Annotated in this window: 26 protein-coding genes; 7 read left to right on the top strand and 19 right to left on the bottom strand. The window is 50.8% G+C overall.

The window, feature by feature from the left end; genetic code table 11:
* The first annotated feature begins 63 nt into the window (after positions 1 to 63).
* Positions 64 to 1,002 carry a hypothetical protein gene (locus tag BN3911_RS12950; RefSeq protein WP_066866321.1) on the top strand — a complete coding sequence of 313 codons (939 nt, stop codon included), beginning with the start codon at positions 64 to 66 and terminating at the stop codon, positions 1,000 to 1,002.
* 182 nt (positions 1,003 to 1,184) lie between these two features.
* On the opposite strand, the gene BN3911_RS12955 is transcribed toward BN3911_RS12950, so the two are convergent.
* From BN3911_RS12955 to BN3911_RS12985, 6 genes are all read right to left on the bottom strand, one after another.
* Positions 1,185 to 1,379, bottom strand: coding sequence for a hypothetical protein (locus tag BN3911_RS12955; RefSeq protein WP_147578603.1), 195 nt, complete (start codon positions 1,377 to 1,379; stop codon positions 1,185 to 1,187).
* Between the two features lie 93 nt (positions 1,380 to 1,472).
* A complete protein-coding gene (locus BN3911_RS12960; RefSeq protein WP_066866325.1) occupies positions 1,473 to 2,684 on the bottom strand; it encodes an aspartate kinase in 1,212 nt (403 codons plus the stop codon).
* Positions 2,685 to 2,787: 103 nt separating this feature from the next.
* Positions 2,788 to 3,684, bottom strand: coding sequence for a homoserine kinase (gene thrB, locus BN3911_RS12965; protein WP_066866327.1), 897 nt, complete (start codon positions 3,682 to 3,684; stop codon positions 2,788 to 2,790).
* A 17-nt stretch (positions 3,685 to 3,701) separates the two neighbouring features.
* On the bottom strand, positions 3,702 to 4,946 hold the full coding sequence (locus BN3911_RS12970) for a homoserine dehydrogenase (protein WP_066866329.1): 1,245 nt from the start codon (positions 4,944 to 4,946) through the stop codon (positions 3,702 to 3,704).
* Between the two features lie 89 nt (positions 4,947 to 5,035).
* Positions 5,036 to 5,473, bottom strand: coding sequence for an ACT domain-containing protein (locus BN3911_RS12975; RefSeq protein WP_066866332.1), 438 nt, complete (start codon positions 5,471 to 5,473; stop codon positions 5,036 to 5,038).
* Positions 5,474 to 5,746: 273 nt separating this feature from the next.
* The gene (locus BN3911_RS12985) at positions 5,747 to 8,266 is read right to left on the bottom strand and encodes a transglycosylase domain-containing protein (protein WP_066866336.1); all 2,520 of its coding nucleotides are present in this window, start codon (positions 8,264 to 8,266) and stop codon (positions 5,747 to 5,749) included.
* Positions 8,267 to 8,350: 84 nt separating this feature from the next.
* On the opposite strand from BN3911_RS12985, the gene BN3911_RS12990 reads away from it, so the two are divergent.
* Complete coding sequence (locus BN3911_RS12990) at positions 8,351 to 8,764, top strand: hypothetical protein (protein ID WP_147578604.1); 414 nt, start codon at positions 8,351 to 8,353, stop codon at positions 8,762 to 8,764.
* 215 nt (positions 8,765 to 8,979) lie between these two features.
* On the opposite strand, the gene BN3911_RS12995 is transcribed toward BN3911_RS12990, so the two are convergent.
* The 3 genes from BN3911_RS12995 to BN3911_RS13005 all read right to left on the bottom strand — a co-directional run bounded on the left by BN3911_RS12995 (position 8,980) and on the right by BN3911_RS13005 (position 11,421).
* Positions 8,980 to 9,420 (bottom strand): GNAT family N-acetyltransferase, encoded by a 441-nt coding sequence (locus BN3911_RS12995; RefSeq protein ID WP_066867896.1) that lies wholly within the window; start codon positions 9,418 to 9,420, stop codon positions 8,980 to 8,982.
* A 133-nt stretch (positions 9,421 to 9,553) separates the two neighbouring features.
* The gene (locus tag BN3911_RS13000) at positions 9,554 to 10,498 is read right to left on the bottom strand and encodes a transketolase family protein (protein ID WP_066866340.1); all 945 of its coding nucleotides are present in this window, start codon (positions 10,496 to 10,498) and stop codon (positions 9,554 to 9,556) included.
* A gap of 80 nt (positions 10,499 to 10,578) precedes the next feature.
* Entirely contained in the window at positions 10,579 to 11,421 is an 843-nt protein-coding gene (locus BN3911_RS13005) for a transketolase (protein WP_066866342.1), read from the bottom strand.
* 231 nt (positions 11,422 to 11,652) lie between these two features.
* On the opposite strand from BN3911_RS13005, the gene BN3911_RS13010 reads away from it, so the two are divergent.
* On the top strand, positions 11,653 to 12,030 hold the full coding sequence (locus BN3911_RS13010) for an MmcQ/YjbR family DNA-binding protein (RefSeq protein WP_412268083.1): 378 nt from the start codon (positions 11,653 to 11,655) through the stop codon (positions 12,028 to 12,030).
* Between the two features lie 270 nt (positions 12,031 to 12,300).
* Here the strand turns inward: BN3911_RS13010 and BN3911_RS13015 are convergent, their stop codons facing one another.
* Genes BN3911_RS13015 through BN3911_RS13030 form a run of 4 tightly spaced genes read right to left on the bottom strand, consistent with a single transcriptional unit; the run spans position 12,301 to position 15,810 of the window.
* The gene (locus tag BN3911_RS13015) at positions 12,301 to 13,650 is read right to left on the bottom strand and encodes a replication-associated recombination protein A (protein ID WP_066866346.1); all 1,350 of its coding nucleotides are present in this window, start codon (positions 13,648 to 13,650) and stop codon (positions 12,301 to 12,303) included.
* The gene (locus BN3911_RS13020) at positions 13,647 to 14,147 is read right to left on the bottom strand and encodes a hypothetical protein (RefSeq protein ID WP_066866347.1); all 501 of its coding nucleotides are present in this window, start codon (positions 14,145 to 14,147) and stop codon (positions 13,647 to 13,649) included. The genes BN3911_RS13015 and BN3911_RS13020 overlap by 4 nt, the downstream gene beginning before the upstream one ends.
* Before the next feature lie 10 nt (positions 14,148 to 14,157).
* The gene (locus BN3911_RS13025) at positions 14,158 to 14,859 is read right to left on the bottom strand and encodes an alpha/beta hydrolase (protein ID WP_187127751.1); all 702 of its coding nucleotides are present in this window, start codon (positions 14,857 to 14,859) and stop codon (positions 14,158 to 14,160) included.
* A gap of 54 nt (positions 14,860 to 14,913) precedes the next feature.
* Positions 14,914 to 15,810, bottom strand: a complete 897-nt coding sequence (locus tag BN3911_RS13030) for an AraC family transcriptional regulator (RefSeq protein ID WP_066866351.1) — start codon at positions 15,808 to 15,810, stop codon at positions 14,914 to 14,916.
* 122 nt (positions 15,811 to 15,932) lie between these two features.
* Between BN3911_RS13030 and galE the strand changes: the two genes are divergently transcribed.
* Positions 15,933 to 16,904 carry a UDP-glucose 4-epimerase GalE gene (gene galE, locus BN3911_RS13035; protein ID WP_066866353.1) on the top strand — a complete coding sequence of 324 codons (972 nt, stop codon included), beginning with the start codon at positions 15,933 to 15,935 and terminating at the stop codon, positions 16,902 to 16,904.
* Between the two features lie 80 nt (positions 16,905 to 16,984).
* On the opposite strand, the gene BN3911_RS17225 is transcribed toward galE, so the two are convergent.
* Genes BN3911_RS17225 through BN3911_RS13055 form a run of 5 tightly spaced genes read right to left on the bottom strand, consistent with a single transcriptional unit; the run spans position 16,985 to position 21,493 of the window.
* Positions 16,985 to 17,314 (bottom strand): hypothetical protein, encoded by a 330-nt coding sequence (locus BN3911_RS17225; protein ID WP_147578605.1) that lies wholly within the window; start codon positions 17,312 to 17,314, stop codon positions 16,985 to 16,987.
* A complete protein-coding gene (locus tag BN3911_RS13040) occupies positions 17,301 to 18,203 on the bottom strand; it encodes a S66 peptidase family protein (protein ID WP_066866355.1) in 903 nt (300 codons plus the stop codon). Before BN3911_RS13040 ends, BN3911_RS17225 begins: the two co-directional genes overlap by 14 nt.
* 19 nt (positions 18,204 to 18,222) lie before the next feature.
* Positions 18,223 to 19,431 carry a hypothetical protein gene (locus BN3911_RS13045; RefSeq protein ID WP_066866357.1) on the bottom strand — a complete coding sequence of 403 codons (1,209 nt, stop codon included), beginning with the start codon at positions 19,429 to 19,431 and terminating at the stop codon, positions 18,223 to 18,225.
* Positions 19,432 to 19,443: 12 nt separating this feature from the next.
* Positions 19,444 to 20,553, bottom strand: coding sequence for a DUF58 domain-containing protein (locus BN3911_RS13050; protein ID WP_066866359.1), 1,110 nt, complete (start codon positions 20,551 to 20,553; stop codon positions 19,444 to 19,446).
* A 1-nt stretch (position 20,554) separates the two neighbouring features.
* Positions 20,555 to 21,493 (bottom strand): AAA family ATPase, encoded by a 939-nt coding sequence (locus BN3911_RS13055; protein ID WP_066866360.1) that lies wholly within the window; start codon positions 21,491 to 21,493, stop codon positions 20,555 to 20,557.
* Between the two features lie 496 nt (positions 21,494 to 21,989).
* On the opposite strand from BN3911_RS13055, the gene BN3911_RS13060 reads away from it, so the two are divergent.
* The 3 genes from BN3911_RS13060 to BN3911_RS13070 are packed head-to-tail and all read left to right on the top strand — an operon-like array spanning position 21,990 to position 25,244.
* Positions 21,990 to 23,921, top strand: coding sequence for an endonuclease MutS2 (locus tag BN3911_RS13060; RefSeq protein WP_066866362.1), 1,932 nt, complete (start codon positions 21,990 to 21,992; stop codon positions 23,919 to 23,921).
* A 7-nt stretch (positions 23,922 to 23,928) separates the two neighbouring features.
* Positions 23,929 to 24,762 carry a GNAT family N-acetyltransferase gene (locus BN3911_RS13065; protein ID WP_187127752.1) on the top strand — a complete coding sequence of 278 codons (834 nt, stop codon included), beginning with the start codon at positions 23,929 to 23,931 and terminating at the stop codon, positions 24,760 to 24,762.
* The gene (locus BN3911_RS13070) at positions 24,759 to 25,244 is read left to right on the top strand and encodes a DNA-deoxyinosine glycosylase (protein WP_066866366.1); all 486 of its coding nucleotides are present in this window, start codon (positions 24,759 to 24,761) and stop codon (positions 25,242 to 25,244) included. The genes BN3911_RS13065 and BN3911_RS13070 overlap by 4 nt, the downstream gene beginning before the upstream one ends.
* Positions 25,245 to 25,452: 208 nt before the next feature.
* On the opposite strand, the gene BN3911_RS13075 is transcribed toward BN3911_RS13070, so the two are convergent.
* Entirely contained in the window at positions 25,453 to 26,808 is a 1,356-nt protein-coding gene (locus BN3911_RS13075; protein ID WP_066866368.1) for an S-layer homology domain-containing protein, read from the bottom strand.
* Positions 26,809 to 26,815: the final 7 nt, after the last annotated feature.

The raw sequence follows: 26,815 nt of genomic DNA on the forward strand, positions 1-26,815 counted from the left end.
AGAGAGCTTTGTCACACTGTCCATTCATAAGGCTAAAATTAGTGTACCGAAGGGGGGATTTGCATGTCTAAAATTGAATATGATAATTTCCCGAAGTTTTTGGTTTCTGCCGGTATTGTCTTATTTGCACTCCCTATCGTAATAGTTCACTTCTTCTTGCAGGAAAATTCTGTGCTCTTAATTTCCGAACAGGAATTATCTCAACTTTCTTCAACAGCCAGTCAAGTCATTATAGCAAAGCAAAATTTATGTCTTTGGCTCACCAATAACATATGGATTCTGTCGATCGTTTGCATTTTATGTGGCGTCGTTCTTTTAATTCTGGGGTGTAAAATGTGGTATTCACGCCAGAAAAAAACTGATGCTAAACAAGACTTAGATCTTCAAACAGCTGAGGCACAATATAAAAAGATGACAATGGAAGAAAAAGACGAGAAAATTGCCAACGAAGTATTAGCATTGGAGCGTCCCAATATGATAGAGGGCTCTCCCGATGACGGCCGGGAACTTAGCGTCGAAGAAATACAAATGCGGCAAGCTGCTGTCAGAAAAGAGAACCGTTTGATTTACAGTCAAATTACGCAACGTTATAAAGCTGTAGAAAAAGCGGTTAGCGATAGAATTAAAGAGGAACTAGGAGCCAAATACGAAGTACAAGATAATATAAAGATTAACAACCTCGAATATGATCTCATTGCCATTTCAAAAAATCCAGACCTCCATGATTACATTTTTGAAATAAAATATTCATTTTCAAAAAATTCATGGAATTCCAGCACTTTTCATTATATCCCGCAACATATGGCTGACCAAGCAACAAACTATAAAGCCAGTACAGGCAGGAAAGCTGCCGCCATCTTATTGGTTGTTACCTTAGAAGATCAAGTGACACAAATTGAAAGTATGTTAATCAGGAGAATGCAGAAATTGAATCCTGCTATGACTATCCGAGTGATAGCTGAAAATAAAATCGGCTTGCTGAATGCAGAAAACATTTTGTAAATACCGCTTGTTCGTTGACATGGCCGACTTTTACAGTAAACACAAAAAAACTGCTGCAAACCTTATCCAGTCAGGAACAACTCTGGTGAAAATGCTCTGCCGTCGCCGCGGCATATGCTTCTACAGAATGATGTTCCGACCGTCTAGCTTTGCAGCAGCTTGCTTTGCCGGGAACGAGGAGGTTATCGTCTCAGCATAAGCTCTTTCGCCATTTCTCTGAGGTCTTCTTCCGAATGAATCTCATCTTTGTGAATCTCAATGGCTTCCCGCACCTCTTCAGGCAGGTCCTGCAGTCCAAGATCATTGTCCAGCAAGGTAGCAAAAGGGAATGCCATCGCGCCTCCGCTGGGGTTTCCGCCCCAATAATAAGGATACATAAAAATCACCCCCGAACATAGCTTTTGCTGTCCGGGGGCGATTAACCTCTACTTTTTCTTTCAATATCTGGTTGGCTTACCAATTAAAACAGGTCAGGCGTTTTCAAAAAATTTCTCATGAATTGCTTCTACGGCACGTTCGCCGTCCGCCTTATTGATCAATACAGAAATCTTGATTTCGCTGGTGGAAATCATCTGAATATTTACATTTCTGGTGAACAATGCTTCAAACATCTCAGCGGCTACACCAGGATGGGATTCCATACCGGCGCCTACAATAGAAACCTTCGTGACCTTGTCGTCGGAGACGATCCCAGAGGCGCCCAGCAGTTCAGCATAGCTGTTGAGCAGATTCATGGCGTCTTCCATCTTATTCTTTGCCACAGTAAAGCTGATATCCTTCGTGCCATTGCGGCCAATAGACTGCAGAATGATGTCCACGTTAATGCCTTTAGAAGATAGCTTCGAAAAAATCTTAAACGCAAGCCCGGGCTTATCCGGCACTCCGATAATGGATATCCTTGCTATATTGTCGTCCTTGGCTACGCCGCTGATGAGCATTTCTTCCACGTTGTTTTCCTCCCTCACGATCGTCCCTCTCCGACGGGTCAAGCTGGAGAGGACCTCGAGTTCAATGTTATATTTTTTTGCCATCTCCACGGAACGGTTATGCAGAACCTGCGCCCCCAGCGTGGCAAGCTCCAGCATTTCATCATAGGAAATATAATCGAGCTTGATGGCTCCGGGAATTTTCCGAGGATCAGCCGTATAGACGCCATCTACATCCGTATAGATCTGGCACAGGTCAGCATGCATGGTAGCCGCGATAGCCACAGCGCTGGTGTCGGAACCGCCCCGTCCCAGCGTGGTCATGTCGCCGTAACGGTTTACGCCTTGAAATCCTGTAATCACCACGATTCGGCGTTTGTCGATTTCCTTTTTGATACGGGAGGCATCCACCTTTTTGATACGGGCATTGCCATAATCAGAGGTAGTATCAAAACCGGCCTGCCAGCCCAATAAAGAAACTACCGGATACCCCATGCGTTCGATAGCCATTGCCAGCAGCGAAGCGGAAATCTGTTCTCCGGCAGAGAGCAGCATATCCATTTCCCGCTTAGAGGGCTTCTCATTGATTTCCGCAGCTTTGGCGATGAAATCATCTGTGGTATCTCCCTGCGCGGAAACCACCACCACCACGTCGTTGCCTTCCCGATAGGTAGAGGTAACAATGTCCGCCACATTGTTGATACGTTCGGCATCGCGGACGGATGAGCCGCCGAATTTCTGCACGATCAGTGCCATAAAAACATTCCCTTCCTGCCGGCCGCAGCCTAAAACCGGGGCCAGTTCCGTATAATTTCACAGGTTTCCCTGGATGAAGGCCTATTACCCTTTTTAACCTATTTTATTCAATTACAATTTTTGCTCCGCTTTGTGCGGCGCTTAAAAGCTCAACACGCCATCCGTCAATTCCTTTGTCTTCCAAATGACTGATACAGTTTTTGCTAAAGGCGCCGGCATTTTCCGAGTCAATCATGGCGATGATGGTGGGACCTGCACCGCTGACGTAGGTTCCCAGGGAACCCAGTTCATAACTCATACGAAAAACGTCGTCATAATGGTCAATCAGACTGCTGCGGTATGGCTGATGAATCCGGTCCTGCACCGCTACACGAAGATTCTGAAGCTCTCCGGAAAACAACGAAGCCGTCATAAGTCCGGAACGGGATAAATTGTAAACGGCGTCTTCGCGGGAATACTCTTTCGGGAGTGCGGCTCGCGCCTTTTCCGTTTTGAGTTCAAAAGGAGGAATCATCACTGCAAATCTGATTTTTTCGGAGACAGGCACGCTGACGCTGTAGACCCGTTCCCCTTCCATAGCGGAAGCAACCAGCCCGCCCGAGAGAGCCGGGCTGGTATTGTCCGGATGCCCCTCGATCTTCGCCGCCAAGTTAATTAAATCGGTATGGGACAGGGGATTTCCAAGGAAGCGGTTTGCTCCCAGGATTCCCGCCACAATACAAGCCGAGCTGCTTCCCAGGCCTCTGGCCATCGGAATGTTGTTCTCCTGAACAATTTTCAGCCCAGGCAGCTTCTTCCCGCAAATCTCATACAGATGGCTGGCCGCCCAGAAAATGAGATTGCTGCTATCCCTGGGGACGTCGGTGGAATCGGTACAGGTAATCTCCAGAGAGTCTGATTCCTCCATCCACACCCGGTTCTGCATCGTCAGAGCAATTCCCAGAGAATCAAAGCCCGCACCCAGGTTGGCGCTGGTGGCAGGCACATCGATACGAATCATCAGTTACAGGCCCCCGTTCAAAAATCGGATATCTTGATATGGTTCAGCGGTTCCACACCCAGCTCTTTCAAGCGGGCAAATCTTGCTTCCAACTCTTTCACTTTCACATCCTTTACAGTAAAACCAATCTCTCCCTCTTCTTCCTCCCTGCGGATCAGGCGCTCTGCTCCTTCAAAGACCTGTTCCACAACCTCAAAGGCAGCGTCGGAATCATTGCCCTTGGCCCGGATAAACACATCTTCCACCATGTTTTCATAAGGCTCTACATAACCGGGTTTGGCGTCCTCCCAGAACAGATATTTTCTCGCTTTGAAATGTTTGACACAGTCGATCACATCTGCAACTACAGCGCTGGCCGTGGGCAGTTTTCCCGCCCCTTTTCCGTAAAAGACCACGTCGCCGGTGGCGTCCCCGCGCACCATAATGCCATTAAACACATCGTCCACACTGGAAAGCTGGCTCTCTCGGCTGACAAACATGGGGCAGACCTCAATCTGAATCTTTCCATACTCCAGCGTCTTTACTTCCCCGATCAGTTTGATCACACCGCCCCAAGCCTCGGCATATCCCACATCTCCCAGCGTGACATGAGTGATTCCCTCTGTATATACATCACGGGGATATACGTGGGTGCCAAAAGCCAGGGAAGCCAAAATGCAGATTTTGCGGCAAGCATCGTCGCCTTCTACATCCGCAGCAGGGTCTCTCTCGGCATATCCCAGCTGCTGGGCCAATTCCAGCGCCTCCTCAAAACCCATGTGCTCCCGAATCATCTTCGTAAGAATAAAATTTGTGGTCCCATTTAAAATACCGGCAATCTCACTGACCTCATTGGCAGCCAGGCACTGGCTGATGGGACGGATAATCGGGATGCCTCCCCCCACGCTTGCCTCAAACAAAAAGTTCAAATTATTCCTTTGGGCGATAGCCAGCAGCTCCGCCCCTTTGGCCGCCACCAGCTCTTTATTGGAGGTCACCACGCTTTTTCCATGCTCCAGGCAGGCTTTGACATAAGGAAAAGCAGGTTCGAGACCGCCCATCACTTCCACCACAATCTTCACGCTGTCGTCATTCAAAATTCTGTCGAAATCTTTGGTGAACCTATCGCAATAGGGCAAATCTGGAAATTCACGGATATCTAGAATATATTTAACGTTAAGCTCTTCTTTAGCGCGCTTTGCGATACTCTCCCTGTGAGAAAGAAGCACCTCCAAAACACCGGATCCCACAACGCCATGCCCCAGAACTGCTATATCTGCCATGATTATTCCCTCTCTTCATAAATCTTTCCCGGATCTCTCTCCAAACCTTCGTACCCAATATTTTACCATTTCATCGGCCTTATCTTGATTCAGTCAACGATGCTTTCAATTTTAACGACCCCGTTTACTGCCTTTAGCTGTTCCAAAAGCGCATCCGGGGTCTGAGACATTCGTCCGATTCTGGCTGAAACAGAGACAAAAGCTCTGCCTTTTACCGGGATATTTTGGTTCACTGTGAGAATATTCGCGCCTGCCTCATAAAATACCGTCAGCAGGCTTACCAGAACACCTGGACGATCTACCAGGATAAATTGTACCGTTAAAATTCCTGTATTCTCCTTCTTGATGTAGGGAAAAACAGCATCCTTATATTTATAATACACACTGCGTGAAATTCCGGCAAGCTTTACCGCCTCAGAAGTATTGGCCGCCTCTCCGCTTTCCAACAGAGAACTGGCAAGAACCACCTTTTGATAGACCTCAGGCAATACCCTTTCATCAATTACAAGGTAAGAATTCTGTTCCATTGTCCACCACCAATAAACGTTTGTATCGCAGCAAGAAACAGTTTATCACACCACACTGGAAAAATCAAGTGTTTTTTCTGCCTTTTTCCACAGACAATTCCGATTATCGCCGACAGTATTCCGGAATCATCGTATCGGCAGATGTCTTAAAAAGACAACCATACTTTTTTACAATGCACAAAATGCCGCGCAACACCCTTATGAACCAAAAACTGCCGGGAAAATTCCGGCAGTTTTTACTGAAACAGATTTAATTGCAAAAGGACTCTTCCATCACTCCCCGGCAGGTTCCGGAGGCGCCACAGTGGAGTTGTCAGGCGGCAATGTAGGCGTCGGTTCCTCCGTTGGCGGCGGCGGTGGTTCGGGCTCTACCGATGGCGTAGGAGTCGGATTGTCTGACGGCGTCGGTTCCACTTCGCTGGACTCGCCGCCTGAACTGGGATCATCGGAAGAATCCGGAGGCAGCTCAGATGGAGTCGGCGTCAAAGACGGAGTAACCGACGGTGTCACAGAAGGTGTGACGCTTGGCTCTATAGATGGTGTAATGGAGGGCGAGGGGGATGGAGACGGAGAAGACGGCTTTTTGCCGTAGGCGATGTGATCTGAACCACCATTACAGGTGCGCGGAACATTATTGGGGGTATACCAGCCGGTGGCAGTGTCATAACAACTTCCCCCTGCCAAAAGCCCGCTGCTGCGGCAAAACGTGGCCTGCACCACATCGTCGCTGAGGTTATAACTATAATCCGACCAATCGTAATTATCCAGCATATACTGCATCACAGCACGCCAGGTGTATTTGTGAATGGTGGAGTCCTCCAGATAATCCGGATTGGGATAGCCGTTCCAGATACCGGCCACACAGAATGGCGTGCCGCCGATAAACCAATAATCGTACATATCATCGGTAGTACCTGTTTTGCCGAACACGTCAACCGGAAGTTCCTGCATGATACCGGTAGCCGTACCGTTCGGCCCCTCTGTAGGGCGGTGCAGCAGCTTATTCATGACAGTGGCGTTATCCGCAGTCATGACTTGCTCTCCCTGCTTTTCGCGGTTATCTAAAATGACGTTGCCGTCATGGTCTTTGATATAATTATAGGTGTAGGGCTTGTTGTAATAACCGCCGTTCCCAAAAATCTGAAAAGCAGCGGTCATCTCCCGCACCGTGGCGCCCTCGGAAAGGCCGCCCAGCGCCATAGCCGCCAAGCTATGGGAATCCTCCTCTGTCAGTTTCTGGAAATGAAGTTTGTTTGTAAGCCAGTCGAAACAGGCCTCCGGCGTCACTTCCTGACAAAGCCAGGCAGCCGGTGCGTTCTGAGATACCTCGATAGCATGGTCCACGTTCATGGTACCCTCGTATTCCAGAGAGAAGTTGGCCGGCCATTGTTCCGTCGGGTCATCGAGGATATTGGGGATGGGCTCGTCCTTAAGCACCTTGCCGTATGTGATGGCATCGGTGTTAAGGCCCACGCTGTAAGCGCTAATGGGCTTGATGGCGGAACCTGTCTGCCGGTAACTTTGCGTGGCGTTGTTCCACAGCCGAATACCGGTGCGCTGGTTGCGGCTGCCTACCACAGCCATTACTTTTCCGGAATAGTCCATCATAAAGAAGCCGATTTCCGTATTGGGATCCTCCGGCATGCTTTCCGAACCCAGGAAGAAATTCTCAATGTCCGTTTGCATTTTCAAGTTCATAGCGCAGTGGATTTCCAAGCCCGAATTGTAGATTTGGTCCACAGCGTAGTCATAAGCCCATCCGTATTTTTCCATCAGATCGGCTGCAATGTCCTCAAACATGGTATCGATATACCAGTTCCATTTTTCCGCATCCTGGTTCTCGTCTACGTCGGTGGTTTCCAGCTCAGCGCCTACAAATTTCATCGTTTGCAGCTCAGCCATTGCCGCATCGTATTCACCTTGGGTGATCTTTTCCTGATCCACCATCTCGCCCAGCACCGTTTTGGCCCGGCCTTTGGATTCCTCCGGAAAAATCAAAGGGTTGAACTGGTAGGGGTTTTGGGTGATGCCCGCAATCAGCGCGCATTCCGCAATTGAACATTCCCCGATACTCTTGTCAAAATAGCAGTTGGCCGCGGCCTCTACGCCCTGGCACTGGCCTCCGTAGTTGACCACATTGAGATAAGCTTCGAGAATTTCATCTTTGCTGTAGCCCGGCTTTCTTTCCCCATCCTCCGCAGTATAGCCGTTCTCCAAATTGAGAGCGGTGAAAATTTCCTTCACTTTCCGCAGAATGCTCACCTGATTTTCATTGGTCAAATTCTTGATGAGCTGTTGGGTAAGAGTAGAACCGCCGCCTCCACCTGTATGGGTAAAGAGCTTCAGCACCGCACTGGCCGTCGATTTCCAGTCCACGCCACTGTGTTCGAAAAAACGCTTATCTTCGATAGCGATCTGCGCATCCTCCATCGCTTTCGGAATCTCGCTGAGCGGTGTCCAGACGCGGTTTTCGTCACTGTAAAAGGTCGTATATTCCGTCGAAGTGCCGTCGGGATTATCCAAATAGACAAAACTGGAAAATTTCAGCTTCATAGCGGAGATATTCGGCGGCACCGAATTCTTGAAGCTGAAAATGAAAGTGGCAACCGAAATAAACACTAACATTCCCGAAAGGAATAAAATGCACAGCAGGGTCTTCACAGCCTTCCACACCATGCCGCCAACTGTCTTCGCCGTGGCCCCGGCTGTCTGCGAAAGTTCTCCCTCTGCACGCCCCGAGGGTATCTCCATCGATGTAGTGTTGTATTTATTGATATCTTCTCTGTTCAGCACGGCGTACCTCCCTAACAGGTTTAGACTCCCACCCCTGGTATATTCGCCATAATTTGGCACATAATAAGCCGGAGGTGATTGCTCATGAGTGGAAATAGACCAAAAAACTACAAAAAACCAACCCTAATTCTCTCCATTGTCACGATGACCGCCTTGGTGGTGAGCGCTGCTGCTTTCTCTTTGAAGCAGAATACAGCAATTGCCGTACAGGGCGATCCCGCAAAAAATGCTAGTAGCTATTATACCCTAAACAGTTTCTCAAGTCAAGAAAGCCAGGACTCACAAGCTTCCAGCACGGCGGTCCGGGAAACAGAACATTATCTGATAACAGTGTGCGACGGAAAAATCGGAGTATACAAAAATGGAGCTTCCGATCCTTTTTTAACCGCCGATGTGGATGTATATCTGCTCCCCGAGGAAGATCTCAAGCTTCTGAGAAAGGGAATTGCCACTGACAGTTTTATGGAAGTAAAGGCGATTCTGGAAGATTATGAATAGGGCGGCCTTTCTTTCCTCGCTTCGAACTGCCTTTCTGATAAGAGAGACGTATTTCATCGGAAATACCTTACACAGATTCCTGCAATCACGAAAATTAAGAACTATCCCCCAAGCAGGGCGGCATGCTTGGGGGATAGTCTCGCTGGCAAAGAATTTCATCTATCTCAAGGAGGAAGCGCCATCTCCCGATCCCGAGTATAAATCTTCTTTTCCTTTTAGAACACTTTCTTTAAATTGATCTGCCTCTTAGGACTCTGGTACCCTAACGACCTGTAAAACGCATGGGCTTCTGTACGAGATTCACCGGAAACCAGCCGAACGCCTGCAGCGCCTGTCTCTGCGGCCCACTTTTCCCCGGTTTCCAGCAATACTCTCCCGACACCTTTTCTTCGATACTGCGGGCTGACTGCGATTCCCATGATGTTTTTCATAGACGGGGCATACAGGACATCATAGTCCACCAGATGTGCATAGCCTATGACTCTGCCTTCTAATTCTGCCACAAAAATCTTATTCCGACCGTCGGCCAGCAGGCTGCAAAGCTTTTCCCTTGTAGCCTCTTCTGGATAATCGTACCCCATACTTTCCCGGTTCATCCGGGAAAGCGCGCCACAGTCTCCCGGTACTGCATCGCGAAGCAACAGCTTCCCATTCATCTTTCTTCGCTCCATTCCACACATATCTGTACCAAAACAAAAGGAGGAGTTCCTTTTCAGGTTCCCCTCCCAGCAAATCAAACCTCTGCTGCGGCATCCCCTGCAGCTGCAGAAACTTACTAATTTAGCTTTCTTATTTCCCCAGCGCTTTTTTCACAGTTGCCTCAATATTCTCTGCCGACAGGCCAAACTCCTTCAGCAGGTCAACAGCAGGGCCGGAATGGCCGAAGACATCATTCACACCTATTTTGATAACAGGTGTGGGACAGGCTTCGGAGAGATAGGAAGCTACCGCCTCACCTAATCCCCCTATCACATTGTGCTCCTCTACCGTAACAATGCGGCCGGTCTCCTGCGCAGCTTTAAGGACCAGTTCGCGGTCGAGAGGCTTAATCGTATGCATATCAATCAAACGCACATCGATTCCATCCGCTTCCAAAGCCTTCACCGCCTTGACCGCCTCACCCACCATCAGACCGGAGGCAATCACGGTGATATCCTTGCCGTCCCGCAGGGTGATACCCTTGCCAATCTCGAATTTGTAATCGTCATTGTTGTTGCAGCTTTCCACTGCCAGACGCCCCAGACGAATGTATACGGGACCGTAATACTCCGCCGCCGCTTTTACCGCAGCCTGCATCTCGTAGTGATCTGCAGGATTCAATACTACCATTCCGGGAATCGTGCGCATCAGGGCGATGTCTTCACAGCACTGGTGGGTGGCGCCGTCCTCACCCACAGAGATGCCTGCATGGGAGCCTACAATCTTTACATTCAGATGAGGATACCCAACAGAGTTGCGCACCTGCTCAAAAGCACGGCCTGCAGAAAACATAGCGAACGATGCCGCAAAGGGAATTTTCCCGCAGGTGGAAAGACCGGCCGCAATGCCGATCATATTACATTCCGCAATGCCGCAGTCGATAAAACGTTCCGGATATTTCTTTTTGAAAATACCAGTTTTAGTAGCCTCCGCCAGGTCGGCGTCCAGCACCACAATATTTGAATTGGTTTCAGCAAGCGCGGTTATCGCTTCGCCGAAGCTCTCTCTCGTTGCTTTTTTTACCATTTCAGCCATTGATCTGACCATCCTTTCTATTCATCGGACCTGAAACACATGCTGTTCCATCGCACAGCACAAACAGTCTGAACACTTTTTCAGGCCTGCAAAGCTTTCAGACTCTCTGTAAGCTCCTTTTTAGCAGCCTCATACTCGTCGGCGTTGGGGGCTTTTCCATGCCAGCCCACCTGATTTTCCATGTAGGAGACGCCTTTTCCTTTGGTGGTCTTGGCAATGATTGCAAAAGGTTTTTCCTTACAGGCTCTCGCCGCTGCAAAAGCTTCTTCCAAATCATCAAAATTGTTGCCGTCAATCGTCATGACCTCAAAACCAAAGGCTTCAAATTTCTTATCAATGGGTTCGGGGCCTCCTACCTCTGCTACAGGGCCGTCGATCTGCAGGCCGTTGCTATCCACGATGACACAGAGGTTCGAAAGCGCATGGTGGCCGGCAAACATCGCAGCCTCCCAAACCTGGCCCTCTTCGATTTCCCCGTCGCCCAGCAAAGCGTAAACCCGGTAGTTTTTTTCGTCCAGTTTTCCCGCCAGCGCCATGCCTACAGCAGCGGAAATCCCCTGCCCCAGCGAGCCGGAACTCATGTCCACACCTGGGGTGCCTTTCATGTCCGGATGGCCCTGCAGCATTGCTCCGATATGGCGGAGCTTCTGAAGCTCGCTCTCAGCAAAATAGCCGCGCTGCGCCAAAGTAGAATAGAGCCCTGGGGCACAGTGGCCCTTGGAGAGCACAAAGCGATCCCTGTCTGCTTTTTCAGGATCCTGAGGATCGATATTCATTTCTTTAAAATAGAGATATGTGAAAATATCCGCCGAAGAGAGCGAGCCTCCCGGATGGCCAGACTTTGCATGGAACACGCCTTCTATGATACCAAGGCGTACCTTTGCCGCGGTGATCTGAAGTTCCTTGCATTCTTGTGCGTTCATGTTGATAAACCAGTCCTTTCCGCCATGATTCCTTTGTTTTGAAACAAACAGTATTCTTTCAAAAATTGTAGCTTATTTCCTATAAAAAAGCAATCGAAACTTTTAAACCGGCTGCCCGTTGTCATGTTTTCCGTGGTATACTACTTTCCAGAAAAGAAAGTTTTCTGTTTTAATTCGTTGAGAACAACCTCTTGCTGCGCCACATTAAAAACACACCTGAAAGGGGCAATGATGATGAACTACCCTTGGCTCTATGACGAACTGGCCTCTAAGCCCGGCGTTACAAAAGATTATAAGGTCGAATGGCAATGGACTCGTTATCAGGTAGGAGGAAAATTATTTGCCGCAATTTGCAGAGACGAAGATGGGCAGGATTCTCTTGTTACACTGAAGTTGGATCCGGCAGAGGGAGCTTTCCTGCGGGATCAGTATGCGGATATCACTCCCGGTTACTATATGAACAAGGAGCATTGGAATTCTGTCAATCTCAACGGCGCTGTTCCGGATAACCTTCTGAAAGATATGGTAGAAAAATCCTACAGGCTTGTGTTGGGCGGTCTTTCCAAAAAAGCCCAGCGGGAAATCCTGGAAGGAAAATCCGAATCATAAGCTACTTCCTTTTCGTAAGCATTGCTGACAATTCATCTTACAATGAGCCGTATTCTTTTTTCTTAGAGATTGAAAAAAGAATACGGCTCATTGCCTTCATGGATCAAAAGAAAAACGCCGCCCCGGAGGGCGGCGGTAAGAGGGGAGTTAATCTATGAAAAAGCAAATTTTCGTTTGCTGTACCCATAGGATACCCGAAATTTATGAAAATCATTTGAAAAAACTCTGACTTTTTCTGGAAAGTTTTTTTACTTTTTTAGAAACTTTCCTTTATCTCCCTTCTTCCTGCGCCCGACGCTCAGTGCGCCGTTTTGCCTTCCATTCCTCCACTTGGCGTAACCGCTCTCTGGCCCGCAGCTCGCTGCCCTCTCCTGTGGGACGGTAATATTTTCTGCCCTGCAGGGAATCGGGCAGGCACTGCATATCGGTCAGCTTTTCTTCCGTATCGTGAGCATACTGGTAACCTTCGCCATAATGCAGTTCCTTCATCAAACCAGTGGGAGCGTTCCGGATCACCAGCGGCACTGGCTCCGCCAGCATTTGCTGGGCGTCCTGCTTGGCTGACTCATAGGCCAGGTACAGGGAATTGGATTTCGGCGCCAAAGACAGATAAACCACCGCATGGGTCAAATTCACGCTGCACTCCGGCATCCCGTTAAAGTGGCTGGCTTGATAGGCGGCAACCGCAACCTCCAACGCACGGCTGTCTGCCATGCCAATATCTTCACTTGCAAAGCGGATCAGCCTTCTGGCCACATACAGCGGATCCTCTCCCGCCTCCAGCATCCGGGCCAGCCAGTATACCGCCGCGTCCGGATCGCTGTTGCGCATGGACTTGTGCAGAGCGGAAATGATATTGTAGTGTTCCTCCCCTTTCTTATCGTACAGCAGTGATTTTTTGCTGATGCACTGCTCTAGGGTTTCGCGGGTGACTCTTGTAATCTCACCTGTCCTGTCGCCGTTGAGGACCACCATTTCCAGAGTACCCAGAGCTGTGCGTGCATCTCCGTTGGCGAAAACGGCAATCATCCCCAGCATCTCGTCGGAGATGACAATTTTCTGTCCGCCAAAGCCCCGAGGATCTTGAAGGGCACGGCGCAGCAAGTTCTGCAGAGCCTTCTCCGGCAGGCTTTGCAGTACAAACACCTTGCACCGGGACAAAAGCGCCGAGTTAATTTCGAAGGAAGGGTTTTCCGTGGTTGCGCCAATGAGCACGATGCTCCCCTTCTCTACAAAGGGCAGGAAGGCGTCCTGCTGCGCCTTATTAAAGCGGTGGATCTCATCGACAAAGAGGATGGTCTTTTCCCCCATCAAGCGGTTTTTTTCCGCTTCGTTCATCACTTCTTTGATCTCCTTAATACCGCTTGTCACCGCGCTGAAATTGATGAAATTTGCTTTTGTCCTCCCGGCGATAATCCGGGCCAACGTCGTTTTCCCAACTCCCGGCGGGCCCCAAAAAATCATGGAGGAAACCCGGTCCTGATCGATGAGCTGGCGCAGCACCTTGCCTTCTCCCAGCAGATGCTCCTGTCCGGCAAACTCCTCCAGCTCCCGGGGACGCATTCTGGTGGCGAGAGGAACATCCTGTGGATCCGGTTCGAAAAATGTCTGCTGCCTCATATTCTCTCCTCCTTTGAGTTTTCCTGTGTCCGGCAAAGAGCCCGGGCGTGCTGCAGATGAATACCAATATGCCCTGCTGCCAAAACGGCATCCGCCAGCAGAGCCCAAATCACTTTTCCATAGACACCCAGACAGAAAAATGCAGCCACGGGAAGCGTTGCCCCAGCCAGCGGGATTCCCAGGAAGCTGCTGTAAAAATCCTGCAGGGTTCTTTCACTGCGGAAATAGCGGATCCACCAGCATTCATAACACGCCATCAACGCTCCGGCTGCCGCCAGCCAAAGCGACCACAGCGTCCAACCTCGGGGGTTGAAATCCGAAAAAAGAAGAGCTGACGCCGTCACACATACTTCGCCTGTGCGTTCCAGAAAAAGCAGCACCCGATTTTCTCCCTTCGGATCATAACCCACCGGTTTTCTGCCGGCCCAGAACAGGTTGGGCAGAAAGAGCAGGAGCAGGAAAAGCAAGCCGGTATAGGAAAAACCAATTTGTCCCATTTCTTCCCCTTCAATGAGACCCAGACTGGGTCAGCCTTCCGCCTGCCCAGTGCAGAGCCTTCTTCCACCGGGCATCCACCCCTTTTCCGTGGCCGCCCCGGTTCCATTCCATCGTCACAGCGAAGCCCTTTCCGGAAAGAATACTCACCGCTTCCCGGGTCCGCTCTCCCACAGTGCGCAGCAGGGGCGGCCCCCCGAATTCCTCCCGGTCTCCCAGGGAAAGATAAAACTCTGTGCCGTTGCTCAGCCTCATTTCTCGCAGATATCCGGCAAAACCCTCATACCACAGAGAGCCTGAAAGAGAAGCATACCGTCCGAATGCTTCAGTCTGCCCGGCTGCCCACAGGGCGAACAGGCCACCCAAAGAATACCCCAGCAACGCCCTTTTGTCCCTGTCTGCCGTTGCGCCGAACTTCTCTTCTAAAAACGGCAGCGCCGCCTCTGTCAGAAAGGAGAGATACCCGACGGCTTCGCCGGTGAATTCTTCTTCCCGGAGCCCAGGAGAAGGCCAAGGCGTAAAATCCCGGTTTCCCTCGGACTCAGCGAAAAACAATAGCATGGGCGGCAGCTCTACTGCAAACCCCGGCATTTTGTCTTTCATTCCCCAGCCGCATAGAACCGATACAGGCAATTTTCCCTTTATACCGCCATTGGGCACAAAACAAGCGCACTCTCTGCCCTGCAGAGAGAAGAGATTCATCCGCCCCTCCATATGGATACCTTCCTTCCCCGCAATCATTGATCTGTTTTTATGATAATCCTTTTTTCAGGGAGATGCAATCCCTCCTTCCCTGCGGTACTCGCTGGGAGAACGCCCGGTACGGCTTCTAAATACCTTGGCAAAATAAGCGGGCGTGGAAAATCCCACGCTGAGAGCCGCCTCCGTCACCGTACATCCCTCCTGCAGCAGAGAGAGGCTGCGCCCGATTCGGTAATCCAGCAGATAGTCGAACAGCGATTTCCCCATTTGCCGCTTGAAAAAGCGGCAGCATTCGCTCTTGCAGAGACCCGCCTGCCGGGCCACATCTTCCAACGTAAGTTTTTTCGCGTAATTTTCATGAAGATAGGTGAGTACTGCCCGCAGGCGCTCAATTTTTTCCAGGTCCTCCGGCAGCGCTTTTTTTGCTTCTTCCCCATAGTTCCGGTACAGTTCGCCCCAGATACCCAACAGCAGCCGCTGTACCTCCAGTTCAAACAGCTCCGGCTTTTCCTGAAACAGGCCGTATATCTGCCAGAAGCTGTCCAGCGCCGCCTGCTGCCAGACGGATTCAGATGTCAGCAGAATGGATGACAGGCCTTTCTTATTCACAATTCCTTCCACATACTTTTTTCCTATCACGCTCCCCTCAAAACCTGATAGAAGCCTGGGATGAAAGGTGAGGGAGAGATATTCACAGTCGATTTCTCCGGACATAGCGCCGGCATGCAGGGCGTCTGCATTGCAAAACAGCCCTTCTCCCCTGTGCAGCAGATACCGGCTGTCATTGACCCGGTAATCAATTTCTCCATGCAGTACCAGTGTCAGCTCCACTTCATCATGCCAATGCCAGGGAAAGGCTCCAGACAGATAGGAGGACAGCTTTTTCCGGCTCAAATTCACCGGAAAGCTGTAAGTCCCGTGGTTTTTCAGCTCGCGCCGTTCCCTGTCAATCTGTAATTCCATGACAACTCCTCAATATAATACTCACAATTCCCACTATTCTTGTTGCTGTAACTCTTCTTATCTCATTATAATGATCACAAAGACAAAAAACAATCTATTCTTGCAGCCAAAGGAGGATTTTTATGGCAATTCTGGTATTGGGCGGAGCCGGATACATCGGCTCACACACTGTATACGAACTGATCGGCAGCGGCGCAGACGTGGTGGTGGCGGACAATCTGGAAACCGGACATCGGGAGGCGGTACATCCCCAAGCCCGGTTTTACCAGGGCGATATCCGAAGCAGGGACTTCCTCGACCGGCTCTTCCAGCAGGAAGCTATCGATGCGGTGATCCATTTTGCCGCCAATTCCCTGGTGGGAGAGAGTATGATGAATCCTCTGAAGTATTACGACAACAATCTGTGCGGCACCAAAGTTCTGCTGGAGGCTATGGTGGCTCACAACGTTCGCAAAATCGTCTTTTCATCCACCGCCGCCACCTACGGCGAGCCGGTAAATATTCCTATTTTGGAAACCGATCCTACCCATCCCACCAACACATATGGCGAAACGAAGCTTGCCATGGAGCGAATGTTCCACTGGGCGGGAAAAGCTCACGGTCTGCGGTATGTATCCCTGCGGTATTTTAATGCATGCGGCGCACACAAAAGCGGAAAAATCGGGGAGATGCACCAGCCTGAAACTCATCTGATCCCCATCATTCTTCAGGTTCCCCTGGGAAAAAGAGAAAGCGTCTCTATCTATGGTGAAGATTATGATACCCGCGACGGCACCTGCGTACGCGACTACATCCATGTCACCGATCTGGCGCAGGCTCATATTCTGGCGGTAGAATACCTGAACAGGGGCGGTGAAAGCGACATCTTTAACCTGGGAAACGGCGTGGGCTTTACCGTCAAAGAGGTAATTGAATGTGCACGGAAGGTAACCGGCCATCCGATTCCTGCCATTTCTGCGCCAAGGCGTGCCGGAGACCCGGCCCAACTCGTAGCCTCCAGTGAAAAGGCCAAGAATATACTGGGCTGGAATCCCCAGTATGATGACCTGGAGACTATCATAGCCTCTGCCTGGAATTTCCATAGGAAAAGGTAGGACAGAGCAGTTCCCTTTTTGAAAAAGCAGTGCCGCAGGAACGGTTTCTTCGTCCCTGCGGCACTGCTTTTTCCCGAACATCAATTCTGCTCCCGCAGTCTTTTCACAGCTTCCTGCAGTTCGTCAAAGCTGCGGATATCCATATCCATCAGCCTTTTCCTCTGTTTTCCGCTGAGAGACTGAAAATACTCAAAGCTGGAAATATCCTGATCCAGCAGATCGGTCAGATCCAGATGCATTTCGCTCATCACCATCACCTCCTGCTGGTTTATGGTTCCACAAAGGACGGCACTATAACCATATGTCCAGCTCTTATCCGGCAGCTTAACGCTGCAAAGCGTTCTTAACGGCACGCTGTTTCTTTTAGAATTGCAGGAGGTCGTATTCCGGCAGAGTTCAGTCAACTCCACAAAACTGCAGCGTCCCTTCATCCGTATTGAGGACAGCCATTCTGCCCATAGGGAGAATCCCATGATTTTCCCCATGTCCAAAATCATCACAGTAGGCCACGGGAACCCCATATTTTAAGCCAAACCGCTTCAGCCTCTCCAACAGCTCAGCCGGCACATCTAAACTGTAATGCCCAAACAAAAGTCCGGCTGTCCGAAAGGCCAAACCGCTCTGCTCAAGATGGGAAATGAGAGCGCTTACATGAGCCACGCTGCTGAATCTTTCATGGTCCTCCAAGAAAAGCAAATACGGCCCGCCATCCAGTCTGGGAAAATATTGCCCGCCTGTCAGTAGGGCTGCATTCCCCAGATAACCGCCGGCCAAAATTCCCGTTCCCTCCCCGGGGCAGAGCAGGCGCCATGGGGCGCTGGGCACAAACTCCTTTGCAGGGCCTTCTACGAAATGAGAGAAAAACTGCTGCTTGTTATATGGCGTAAGATTTTCAAACATTCCAGGCAACGCGCCGTAATAGGTGACCAAGCCTGTCTTTCGGGTAATGGCGCTGAGGATGGATGTACCGTCGCTGTAGCTCACATAAAATTTCGGATGTGCCCTGATGGCAGAATAATCCAGATAGGGCAGTACCTCCTCTCCTCCCTCACCGCCGCCGAACAGTACCATTTTAACTTCTTTTTCCCTGGCCATGCTGTTGATATCTTCGGCACGCTCTTCCTCTGAGGCCAGATACCCATAGGTATTTCGAAAAAAATGATCGCCCAGCCTCACCTGAAACCCCAAGCTGCGTATCGCATCCAAAATGGGGGCATATCTTTCCCGCTCAGCCACATGGCAGGGGGCTACCAGCCCAATGGTATCTCCCTGGCTCAAGCATTGGGGCCGCATGTTCATACGCTTCCACCTCTATTTCTCATCGGGAGCCCCTGCTCTTCAGGGCACGGCTCTCCTCTGGGGTACATCCTTCCAAGCTATATCGCGCCTTTTCATAGAGCTGGTGCAGTGTTTCATCCGCTATGCCCGCTCCAGCTTCCAGCTCTGCAGGGGCAGCCCAGTCTTCGGGCTTTTCCTTGGAACCCCTAAGTATGGTCTTCCGGTATCTCCTTCGTATTGCCGCATTGGGAGAAAAATCCAAGGCGGAGATTTTTCTGTGCCGGCGTTCCCCTTCCAGCCTTTCCTCCTCCTCCTGATTGCCCAGGAACTGTACCACATCTCGGTTATCCGTATAAGACGACCTGAAATTCTTGAAAATCTGGTAGATGCCATAAAGGATCAGTGCTGCGATACCTCCCACTGCCAGCGCATAAAAGAGATAGGAGACAAAGGGAGGAATCTGGAACCAAGGTTCCCTCTCCTCTCCCAACAGCTCCTCCGGTATTTCAAAGCCGGAGGGCTGTTCCTCCATTACCGTTTCAGGCTGTGCTGCCGCCCCCATATGGTTCAGCCGGGAAAAATCCACTCGAAAGGAACCGGTACTCAGTACGGAAGCAGGCAGCAGCAGCGCGCCCGCCAAAAGCACCAGAGCGGCCACCGCTATTCCTGCCGTGCGTACAATCCGGCGAACCGGAAGGCCGTGCATTCCCCTGTTAAGCTCCAGATATTCCTCCACACGGCCAATCCCGCTGTAGGCCAGGAACAGCAAAAGATACAGCGCTGCGCTGAATACGGAAAGCTTCTGCAGCGCTGTCTGTCCCGTACCGGCACTATAAAGAAAGGGAACCAAAAATACCAGGAGAACCGCCAGGTGGGGCACGTCAAACGCAGATTCCTCCTTCTCTTCGGAGAGCCTGGACCGCCCACGGAAGAAACAGAGCACAGCCCCTGCGATAAAGCCCGCCACCGTGCCGGTAAGCAGCCAGGAAATCCCGGAAATCATAAGAGACGCCAAAAGAAACTGCCAGAGAGCAGGCAGTTTTTTGGCCGCATAAAAGCTCAAAAGTATCGGAACAAAAAACAGCAGTCCCCGACAGTAGACAGCAAGTTCCACGCCCTCACCCTGTATGATATTCATAACCATGGCGTAGGCGATTGCGGTGATCAAAGCACAGTGAAAACGAGAGAGAAACCGCATCAGCAAAACCCTGCCGTTTCCGGCGTCCAGCCATTCATATACCTTCTTCACAGAGCCGCCTCCTCACACATCCATCCATATGGTATCCACATTTTGAGGGATCTCACGAGGCTTGCGCTCTTCCCGATAGGGGATGATCTGCACAGCCTGCCCCTTGCCCACAAAACTGGAGAAAGTCTCAGCCAGAGCCTCAGACTGATTTCTTGAGACCAGCACATAGAGATCATCCTCCCTGCCGCTTCCCTCCCGAACCGGAAAAAAGCTGGCAATCGGCGTCAGATCATTCTGGGCCTGCACACAGGCGAATTTCTTTCTCAGAAACAGGCTGCTGCCCGCTCCTGAAACAGTTTCCAGCCGAAGGGGCTTTCCGGTAAGCACATCCGGGCCGTTGCTGCGCACGCCGATTTCCACACCAGCGGAGAGCAGCTTTTCACAGAGGGAACAGGCAATGCGCACTGCGGCCTCGTTGAGCACATCCGCCTGCTGTACCCCCAACCCCTCCATGTCAAGCAGCACCACCACCTTTTGGGACAGAGTGGACTCGTGAATATTGGTCAGCAGCTTTCCCTCCCGGGCCGTGGCCTTCCAGTTGATATATTTCATAGGGTCTCCCCTGGAATATTCCCTCAACCCGGCAAATTCAAAGGGATCGTCATACACTTTTTTCCTGCTCAATACGGACCCCATGATGCGGGAAAAAGGAATCATGATCTGCCCTGTAGGCACTGGCTTCGGCAGCACATAAAATTCCGTATTCTGCGCGTTGCGTGTCAGATAACGCTTCGTCAGAAAAAGATTTGAGGCGTTGATGCCTGCCTCGTCAATACGGAAATACCCCCGGCGCACACATTTAAACTCCAGAGTACGAGTGATTTTCTGCCGCACGGACAAGGCAAACACATCCCTGCGGTAAGAGCGGTCGCTGACCGAGGAATTCTGACCGTCTGAAAATTGAAGCCTCTTGTCCATGTGAAAATCAATTTCCACAACTGGCATAGGCAGCAATTTATCGTTTACAATAACCTCTGTCAGGGTGGAAGTTTCCTCTTCCGTCCGGTATTCCTCCCGAAAAGCGACGCCGGCGGACAAGCCCCGGTTCCAGAGCCTGTCATAGAGAAAAGCCTGAACCAGATAAAGCAAAAACAGAATCAGCAGAACTACAAAGACCGTCATATCACTTTGTCCACTCCTCTGTGGGCACTTCCACACTGTGCAGCAGTTCTTCCACTACCTGCTTTTGTACGGCGGTAGAGTTCATGGCGCCGCTCACAGAAAGCCGGTGGGCAAGCACTGGGACCGCTACCCCTTTCACGTCCTCCGGGGTCACAAATTCCCTTCCCTGCACCAGCGCATAGGCCTGCGAGGCACGCAGCAGTGCCAAAGTACCACGAGGGCTGACGCCCAGCTCTACATTCCGAAATTCCCGGGAGGCTTGGGAAAGGCCGGCCAGGTACTCCATCAGCGCCGGATGCACATAGATTTTTCGCACTGATTCCTGCAGGGAGGCAATCTCCTCCTTGGTACAGACCGCCTCCAGAGACTGCAAAGGTTCCGCGTCCCGGAAGCGTTCCAAAATCGCAATTTCCTGACGCTTTGTAGGAGGCTCCATGGAAATACGCATCAAAAACCGGTCCAGCTGTGCCTCCGGCAGCGGATAGGTGCCCAGTGTTTCCACGGGATTCTGTGTGGCGATCACAAAGAAGGGGCTTTCCAGGGTCCGCGTCACACCGTCCACTGTCACCTGCTGCTCTGCCATACATTCCAGCAGGCTGGACTGGGTGCGGGGTGTAGCGCGGTTGATTTCATCCGCCAGCAAAATATTGCAGAAGACCGGTCCGGGACTGAATACAAATTCTCCCTTTTTCTGGTCAAAAAAATTAAGGCCAGTCACATCGGAGGGAAGCAGGTCCGGCGTAAACTGAATCCTGCCGAACCCGGCATTCACCGATTTGGCCAGGGAACGGGCAAGCACAGTTTTTCCCATTCCGGGCACATCCTCAATCAGCACATGTCCCCCCGCCAGCAAAGCGGCCAACAGCAGATTCACCGTGTTTTCCTGCCCCACCATAACCTTTCCGATATTTTCTTTGATCAAAGACGGTATCTTTTCCATCGATTATGCATTCCTTTCCTGATGCCGGTTTCCAGATTCCAGTATACCTTCACAAAACTTGTTAGGAGGGTAACTGTTTTTTTATTCTACCAGAGAACTCCATAAAACACAAGGAAACTTTCCTTGACAAGGAAGAAAAAACATGATATTGTATCTGTAAATTAAAAGTTGAAAGGGCGGGTGTTTTTTGTTGTCGGTATCTGCGTAAAAAGGCATAAGGGCTTGGCTGTCTGTGGCCAGGTTTATTTGTTATTGCCTGTTTTCCAGAACCGAACACAAAGAACGCCGCCATTTGACAGAGCAAATGGCGCGGAGTTTCCCGCGCTTTTTTTCTGCCCTTTTTTACAGAGGATCCCGATAATTCTCTCTTACGGCGGCAGGTCTGCATAACAGGCAGGTCTGAGAAAAGGCGCCATACCGGAAGGAGACAAATTTTTTCCCGTTTGGGTTCATTCTCTCTCCGGCTTCCAAACATGATAGAAAGGCAGAAATAATTATGAGTAGCAGAACTGATTCCGTTTTGGAATTCGATCAAATACGAACTATCCTGGCAAATTACGCCGTTACAGAATACGGACAGCAGCGTTTAGGCAGCCTTTCCCCCACTTTGGAGGAATCCAAAGTGCTTGCCGCGCTAAGAGATACCTCAGATGCCCGCAAGGTCATCGATACTGTGGGAAACCCACCCCTCACCGCCATGAAGGAATTGCGGCCCATGCTCACTATTGCAGAAAAGGGAGGGATGCTCCTGCCGGAACAATTGGAACGGATTCAGCAGTTTATCTCTTCCTGCAGGAGGATGAAAACTTACTTGAAAAAGGCGGAGGCTGCCGATGTGCCCCTGGCCTCCTGGGGCGCTTCCTTTGATACGCTGGATTTCCTTTGGGATGAGATCAACTGCGCCATTCGAAACGGCATGGTGGACAGCGGAGCTTCCAAAGAACTGCGGGATTTGCGCAGAAAGCTGGAAAACCTGAATCTGCGGATAAAAACACAGCTTGAAGAGCTGCTGCGCAAACGGAAAGAGTATTTTTCCGACAGTTTTATCAGCAACCGGGACGGGCATTTTACTTTGCCGGTCAAAAAGGAGTACAAATTCCAGGTGCCCGGCCTTGTGGTCGGAAGTTCTTCCAGCGGAGCCACCTATTTTATCGAGCCCACCTCCGCCTCCAAGCTGCGGGGAGAAATTTCCGCGCTAAAGGCAGCGGAGAGCGCCGAAGAAGATCGGATACTCTATGCCCTCACTTCTCTGGTAGATGATTGCCGCGCTCCTATCCTGCAGAATATAGAGGCCATGGAAGCCCTTGATTTCATCTTTGCCAAGGGGAAACTCAGCGCAGAGATGGACGCAGTCTGTCCCAGGATCAACCTGGAACAACGTTTTTCCATCAAGCAGGGGCGACACCCGCTGCTGAACCGTTCCTCCTGCGTTCCCCTTGATTTTTTCTTGGGAGACGGCGTCCAGGGGTTGGTCATCACCGGTCCCAATACCGGCGGGAAGACCGTGTCCTTGAAGACAGTGGGGCTTTTCACACTGATGGCCCAGAGCGGCCTCCACCTTCCCTGTTACGAGGCGGATATTCCGCTGTGTTCCGCCGTACTCTGCGATATTGGAGACGGGCAGAGCATTTCTGAAAACCTTTCCACCTTTTCCGCCCATATCACAAATATTATCGCCATCCTGCAGGAAGCCAACGCGCAGAGCCTGGTTCTGCTGGATGAACTGGGCTCCGGCACCGATCCCGCTGAGGGCATGGGGCTGGCAGTAGCGATTCTTGAGGAGCTTCGGAAAAAACGCTGCCTTTTTGTAGCTACCACCCATTATCCTGAGGTGAAGGAATATGCCGAACGTACACCGAACCTGCTGAATGCCCGCATGACCTTTGACCGGGAAAGCCTTAAGCCCCTCTATCAGTTGGAAATCGGCGAAGCTGGCGAAAGCTGTGCCTTGTATATTGCCCGTAGGCTAGGCCTGCCCCGTCATATGCTCCAACGGGCTTTTGAGGAGGCGTACCGGAACCGTCCGGCAAATACGACTGCCCCGCCGGACATCGGTTTTTTGGAAGGCGCGGCGGAAGGGGAATTCTCCCAATCCGCCCAAAGCGTCCTTCCCAAACGAAATGCTTCGAAGCAGAGCAGCCATGCTCTCAAGTTCCACGTGGGGGATTCCGTCATCGTCTATCCGAAAAAGGAACTGGGGATCGTGTGCCGCACCGCCAACGAAAAAGGGGAAATCGGGGTACAGATACGCCGGGAAAAGCGCATGGTCAGCCACAAACGGCTGCAGCTGAAGACGCCGGCCGACCAGCTCTACCCTGAAGATTACGATTTTTCCATTGTCTTTGACAGTGTGGAAAACAGGAAGGCACGCCATCAAATGGAAAAACGCCATGAGCCCGGTTTGGAAATCAGACTGGAAGAGTTTTGAGGAGGAGATGATTTACCTGAATGATTTTTCGATGAAACACACCGAATGGGGTGCTCTCACCGCATTGACAAACCCTTTTCTTGAGGAACTGGGACACAGGAATGACGGTTTTTGGGATGATGGGGTTTCTCAGGCGGAACCCCACATGCTCTTTTGGCAGGGAGAACAGATTGGTTTTTGTGCCGTTGAACCTCAGCCGGAGGGAAGCGGAATGCTGCGGGCCTTCTATCTTCTGCCCTCCTACCGTTTTACAGCTCAGGCAAGCTTTCAGGCGGTATTGGACGCATGCCGGGTTTCTTCGGCCATGGTTCCCAGCAACGACGAGTTCTTTCTCTGCCTTTCCCTGGAAACCATGCGTGTTCAGGGCGGTTCCCTGGACCTGCAGGCCTATAACATGACTTACGGGCCTCCCCGCAGGGAGGCTGAGTACGGACCGGAAAGCTTTTCCCCTGTAAGCGACTTGGACGAGATGCATGCTCAAACAGAAAACATGTGGAGCGGCGAACCGCTTCCGGAGGACGCACGCTTTTACAAGGTGGTGGAGCATGGAGAAGTATTGGGCTATGGCAGCCTCTACCCCCGCAGACTTGATCAGGAGTATCTGGACGTGGGGAATTATGTGCTTCCCAGCCACCGCGAAAAAGGTGTTGGCAGAAGCATTCTGATCCAGCTTTCCCGGAAAGTCCTGGCCGAAGGGAAAAAGCCCTCGGCCGGCTGCTGGTATTACAACCACAGAAGCATCTGCACCCTGATAAGCAGCGGTTTTCTGCCCAACAGCCGTATCTTCCTGGTTCATTTTACCTCCAGGAATACCGGAACGAGCTCTGGAGTTCAGTTATGAAAAGAGACGTTATCCACCATACTCTGGCGCCTGTTTTTGACGGAAATTCCCGAATTTTGCTGTTGGGGACCATGCCCTCTCCCAAATCCAGGCAGGAAGGCTTTTATTACATGCATCCCCAGAACAGATTCTGGCCTGTTCTGGGAGCTGTACTTAATCTTCCCGTTCCGCCGGACAGGGAGGGAAAAAGAGCATTGCTGCTTGAAAATCACATTGCCCTGTGGGACGTACTGGCCTCCTGTGAAATTTCCGGGTCGGCTGACAGCAGCATCCGGCAGCCAGAGCCAAATAATTTTTCTCTCATTTTTTCCAAAGCAGATATCCGAATGGTTTTCACCACGGGAAAAACTGCTCAGCGTTGGTTTGAACGGTTTTCAGACCGGCAGAGCATCTGCCTTCCCTCCCCCAGCCCTGCGAACAGGCGCGTCAGCTGGGAAGAGTTGCTGAAAGCCTACCGGCGGCTTCTGGATTATCTGGAATAAACAGCCGGCAGCCAACTGTTTCTGTCTCTACCTTATATATTCACATAAACTATAAAGCTGCGCTATAAGCATCCTTAGCTGACGATGAAACGGCACTAATCAGAAGTCTCTTTTTCGAAACCAACAAACCTATTCCGTATAAAAGCAGGATACACCGTAAAAACACGGCGTATCCTGCTTTTTTTAATGAAAAATCACGATGTATGAATCACCATTGAATTCTGACATTCTGCCTGTCTGTAAAGTATCCGTCGGCACCCTGGCGGGCCATATCCACCATCCAATCCAGCTTATCCACCACATAGCAGAGCAATGGAATCCCTGCTTTCTGTGCGGCGGCAAAATATTCCCTTTCCTGAAATGGCGCGATAGCCACTCCCGCCAAATCCTTTTCCTTTGCAAAGGCCATAACCTGACTCGGGTCACGCTTTTCAGCAGCCGGCATTCGATACAGGATAAGAAAGATGTTCCGAAATCCCAAGTTTTTGACGCTGTCGTATTCCCTAATGCTGTAAATATAAGGGAGAAAGCGTTCTATCAGGTCAGGATACCGAACACTGATCATGCGCAGGCCTTCCGTATTGCGTTCCTTAAAGTCAGGAATCACCCGAACTTCAGGATGGGAGCGCATCCAAGCGGCCAGCGTATCCAAATTCATCGGTGTGAGAGATCCAAAAATCTTAGTCTGCATAAATTGGCTGAGCGTGGAATAGGGAGGGTACTCCCCACCCCAACCGTGGACACAAGCCAGCTGCTGGTCTGCGGTCCAGGAAAAATCCACCTCGATCATACGGTTTCCCCAGCCATAAGACTCCTCCATAGCCTGCAGGGAATTGGACACCAAAAACTGTCCAGTCTGTCCGCCTCCGTGCATGATATACCGCAAATCGTCTATATTACAGCCCTGTTCAAACTTTTGATAGGACCCTAAATAATTATAAATAATCTGAGCCGCCTCGGCACGGGTGGCTTTCCCCCAAGGCCGAAAAGTGCGATCCTCATAACCGGAAAGCAGTCCTGCGCCGGATACCTTCGCCACTTCCTTTGCCGCCCATCCTGCACAGGAGGAAGCGTCGCGGAAATTCATCGTCCGGTTCTTAGGCAAAACTCTTCCCATGGCATTTTTATTGTAGCGCCACAGCAGTACCGCTATCTCCTGACGGGATATGGGGGAATTCGGCGCAAAACGGTTATCCCCTACTCCGTTTGCTATCTTTTCTTTGACGCTCCAATAGACGTATTCGGCATACCATGCATTGTTATCCACATCTGAAAACTTGCCCTGCAGTCTCTGAGAGTTGATTTTTTTCCCAGAAACCAACGCCAAAAGCTTTAAAAACTCAGCCCTAGTCACCGGATCCTCCGGATGGAACTTTCCATCCTCCTTGCCCCCCAGCACTTGCCGCCTTGCCAGGTAATTAACTGGAAGCGCATACCACTCCGATCCCTGAACATCGGGAAATTGCCGCTCATTTTCGAAAGCCAAAGCAGGCAATACTGAGCCAAGCAATAAGAGGCCCGCAAAAAAACAAGCGGCTATCCTCCTGCCAAAGTTCTTTCTCAAAGCCTCT

Source organism: Neglectibacter timonensis (assembly GCF_900048895.1).
Taxonomy (GTDB): domain Bacteria; phylum Bacillota; class Clostridia; order Oscillospirales; family Acutalibacteraceae; genus Acutalibacter; species Acutalibacter timonensis.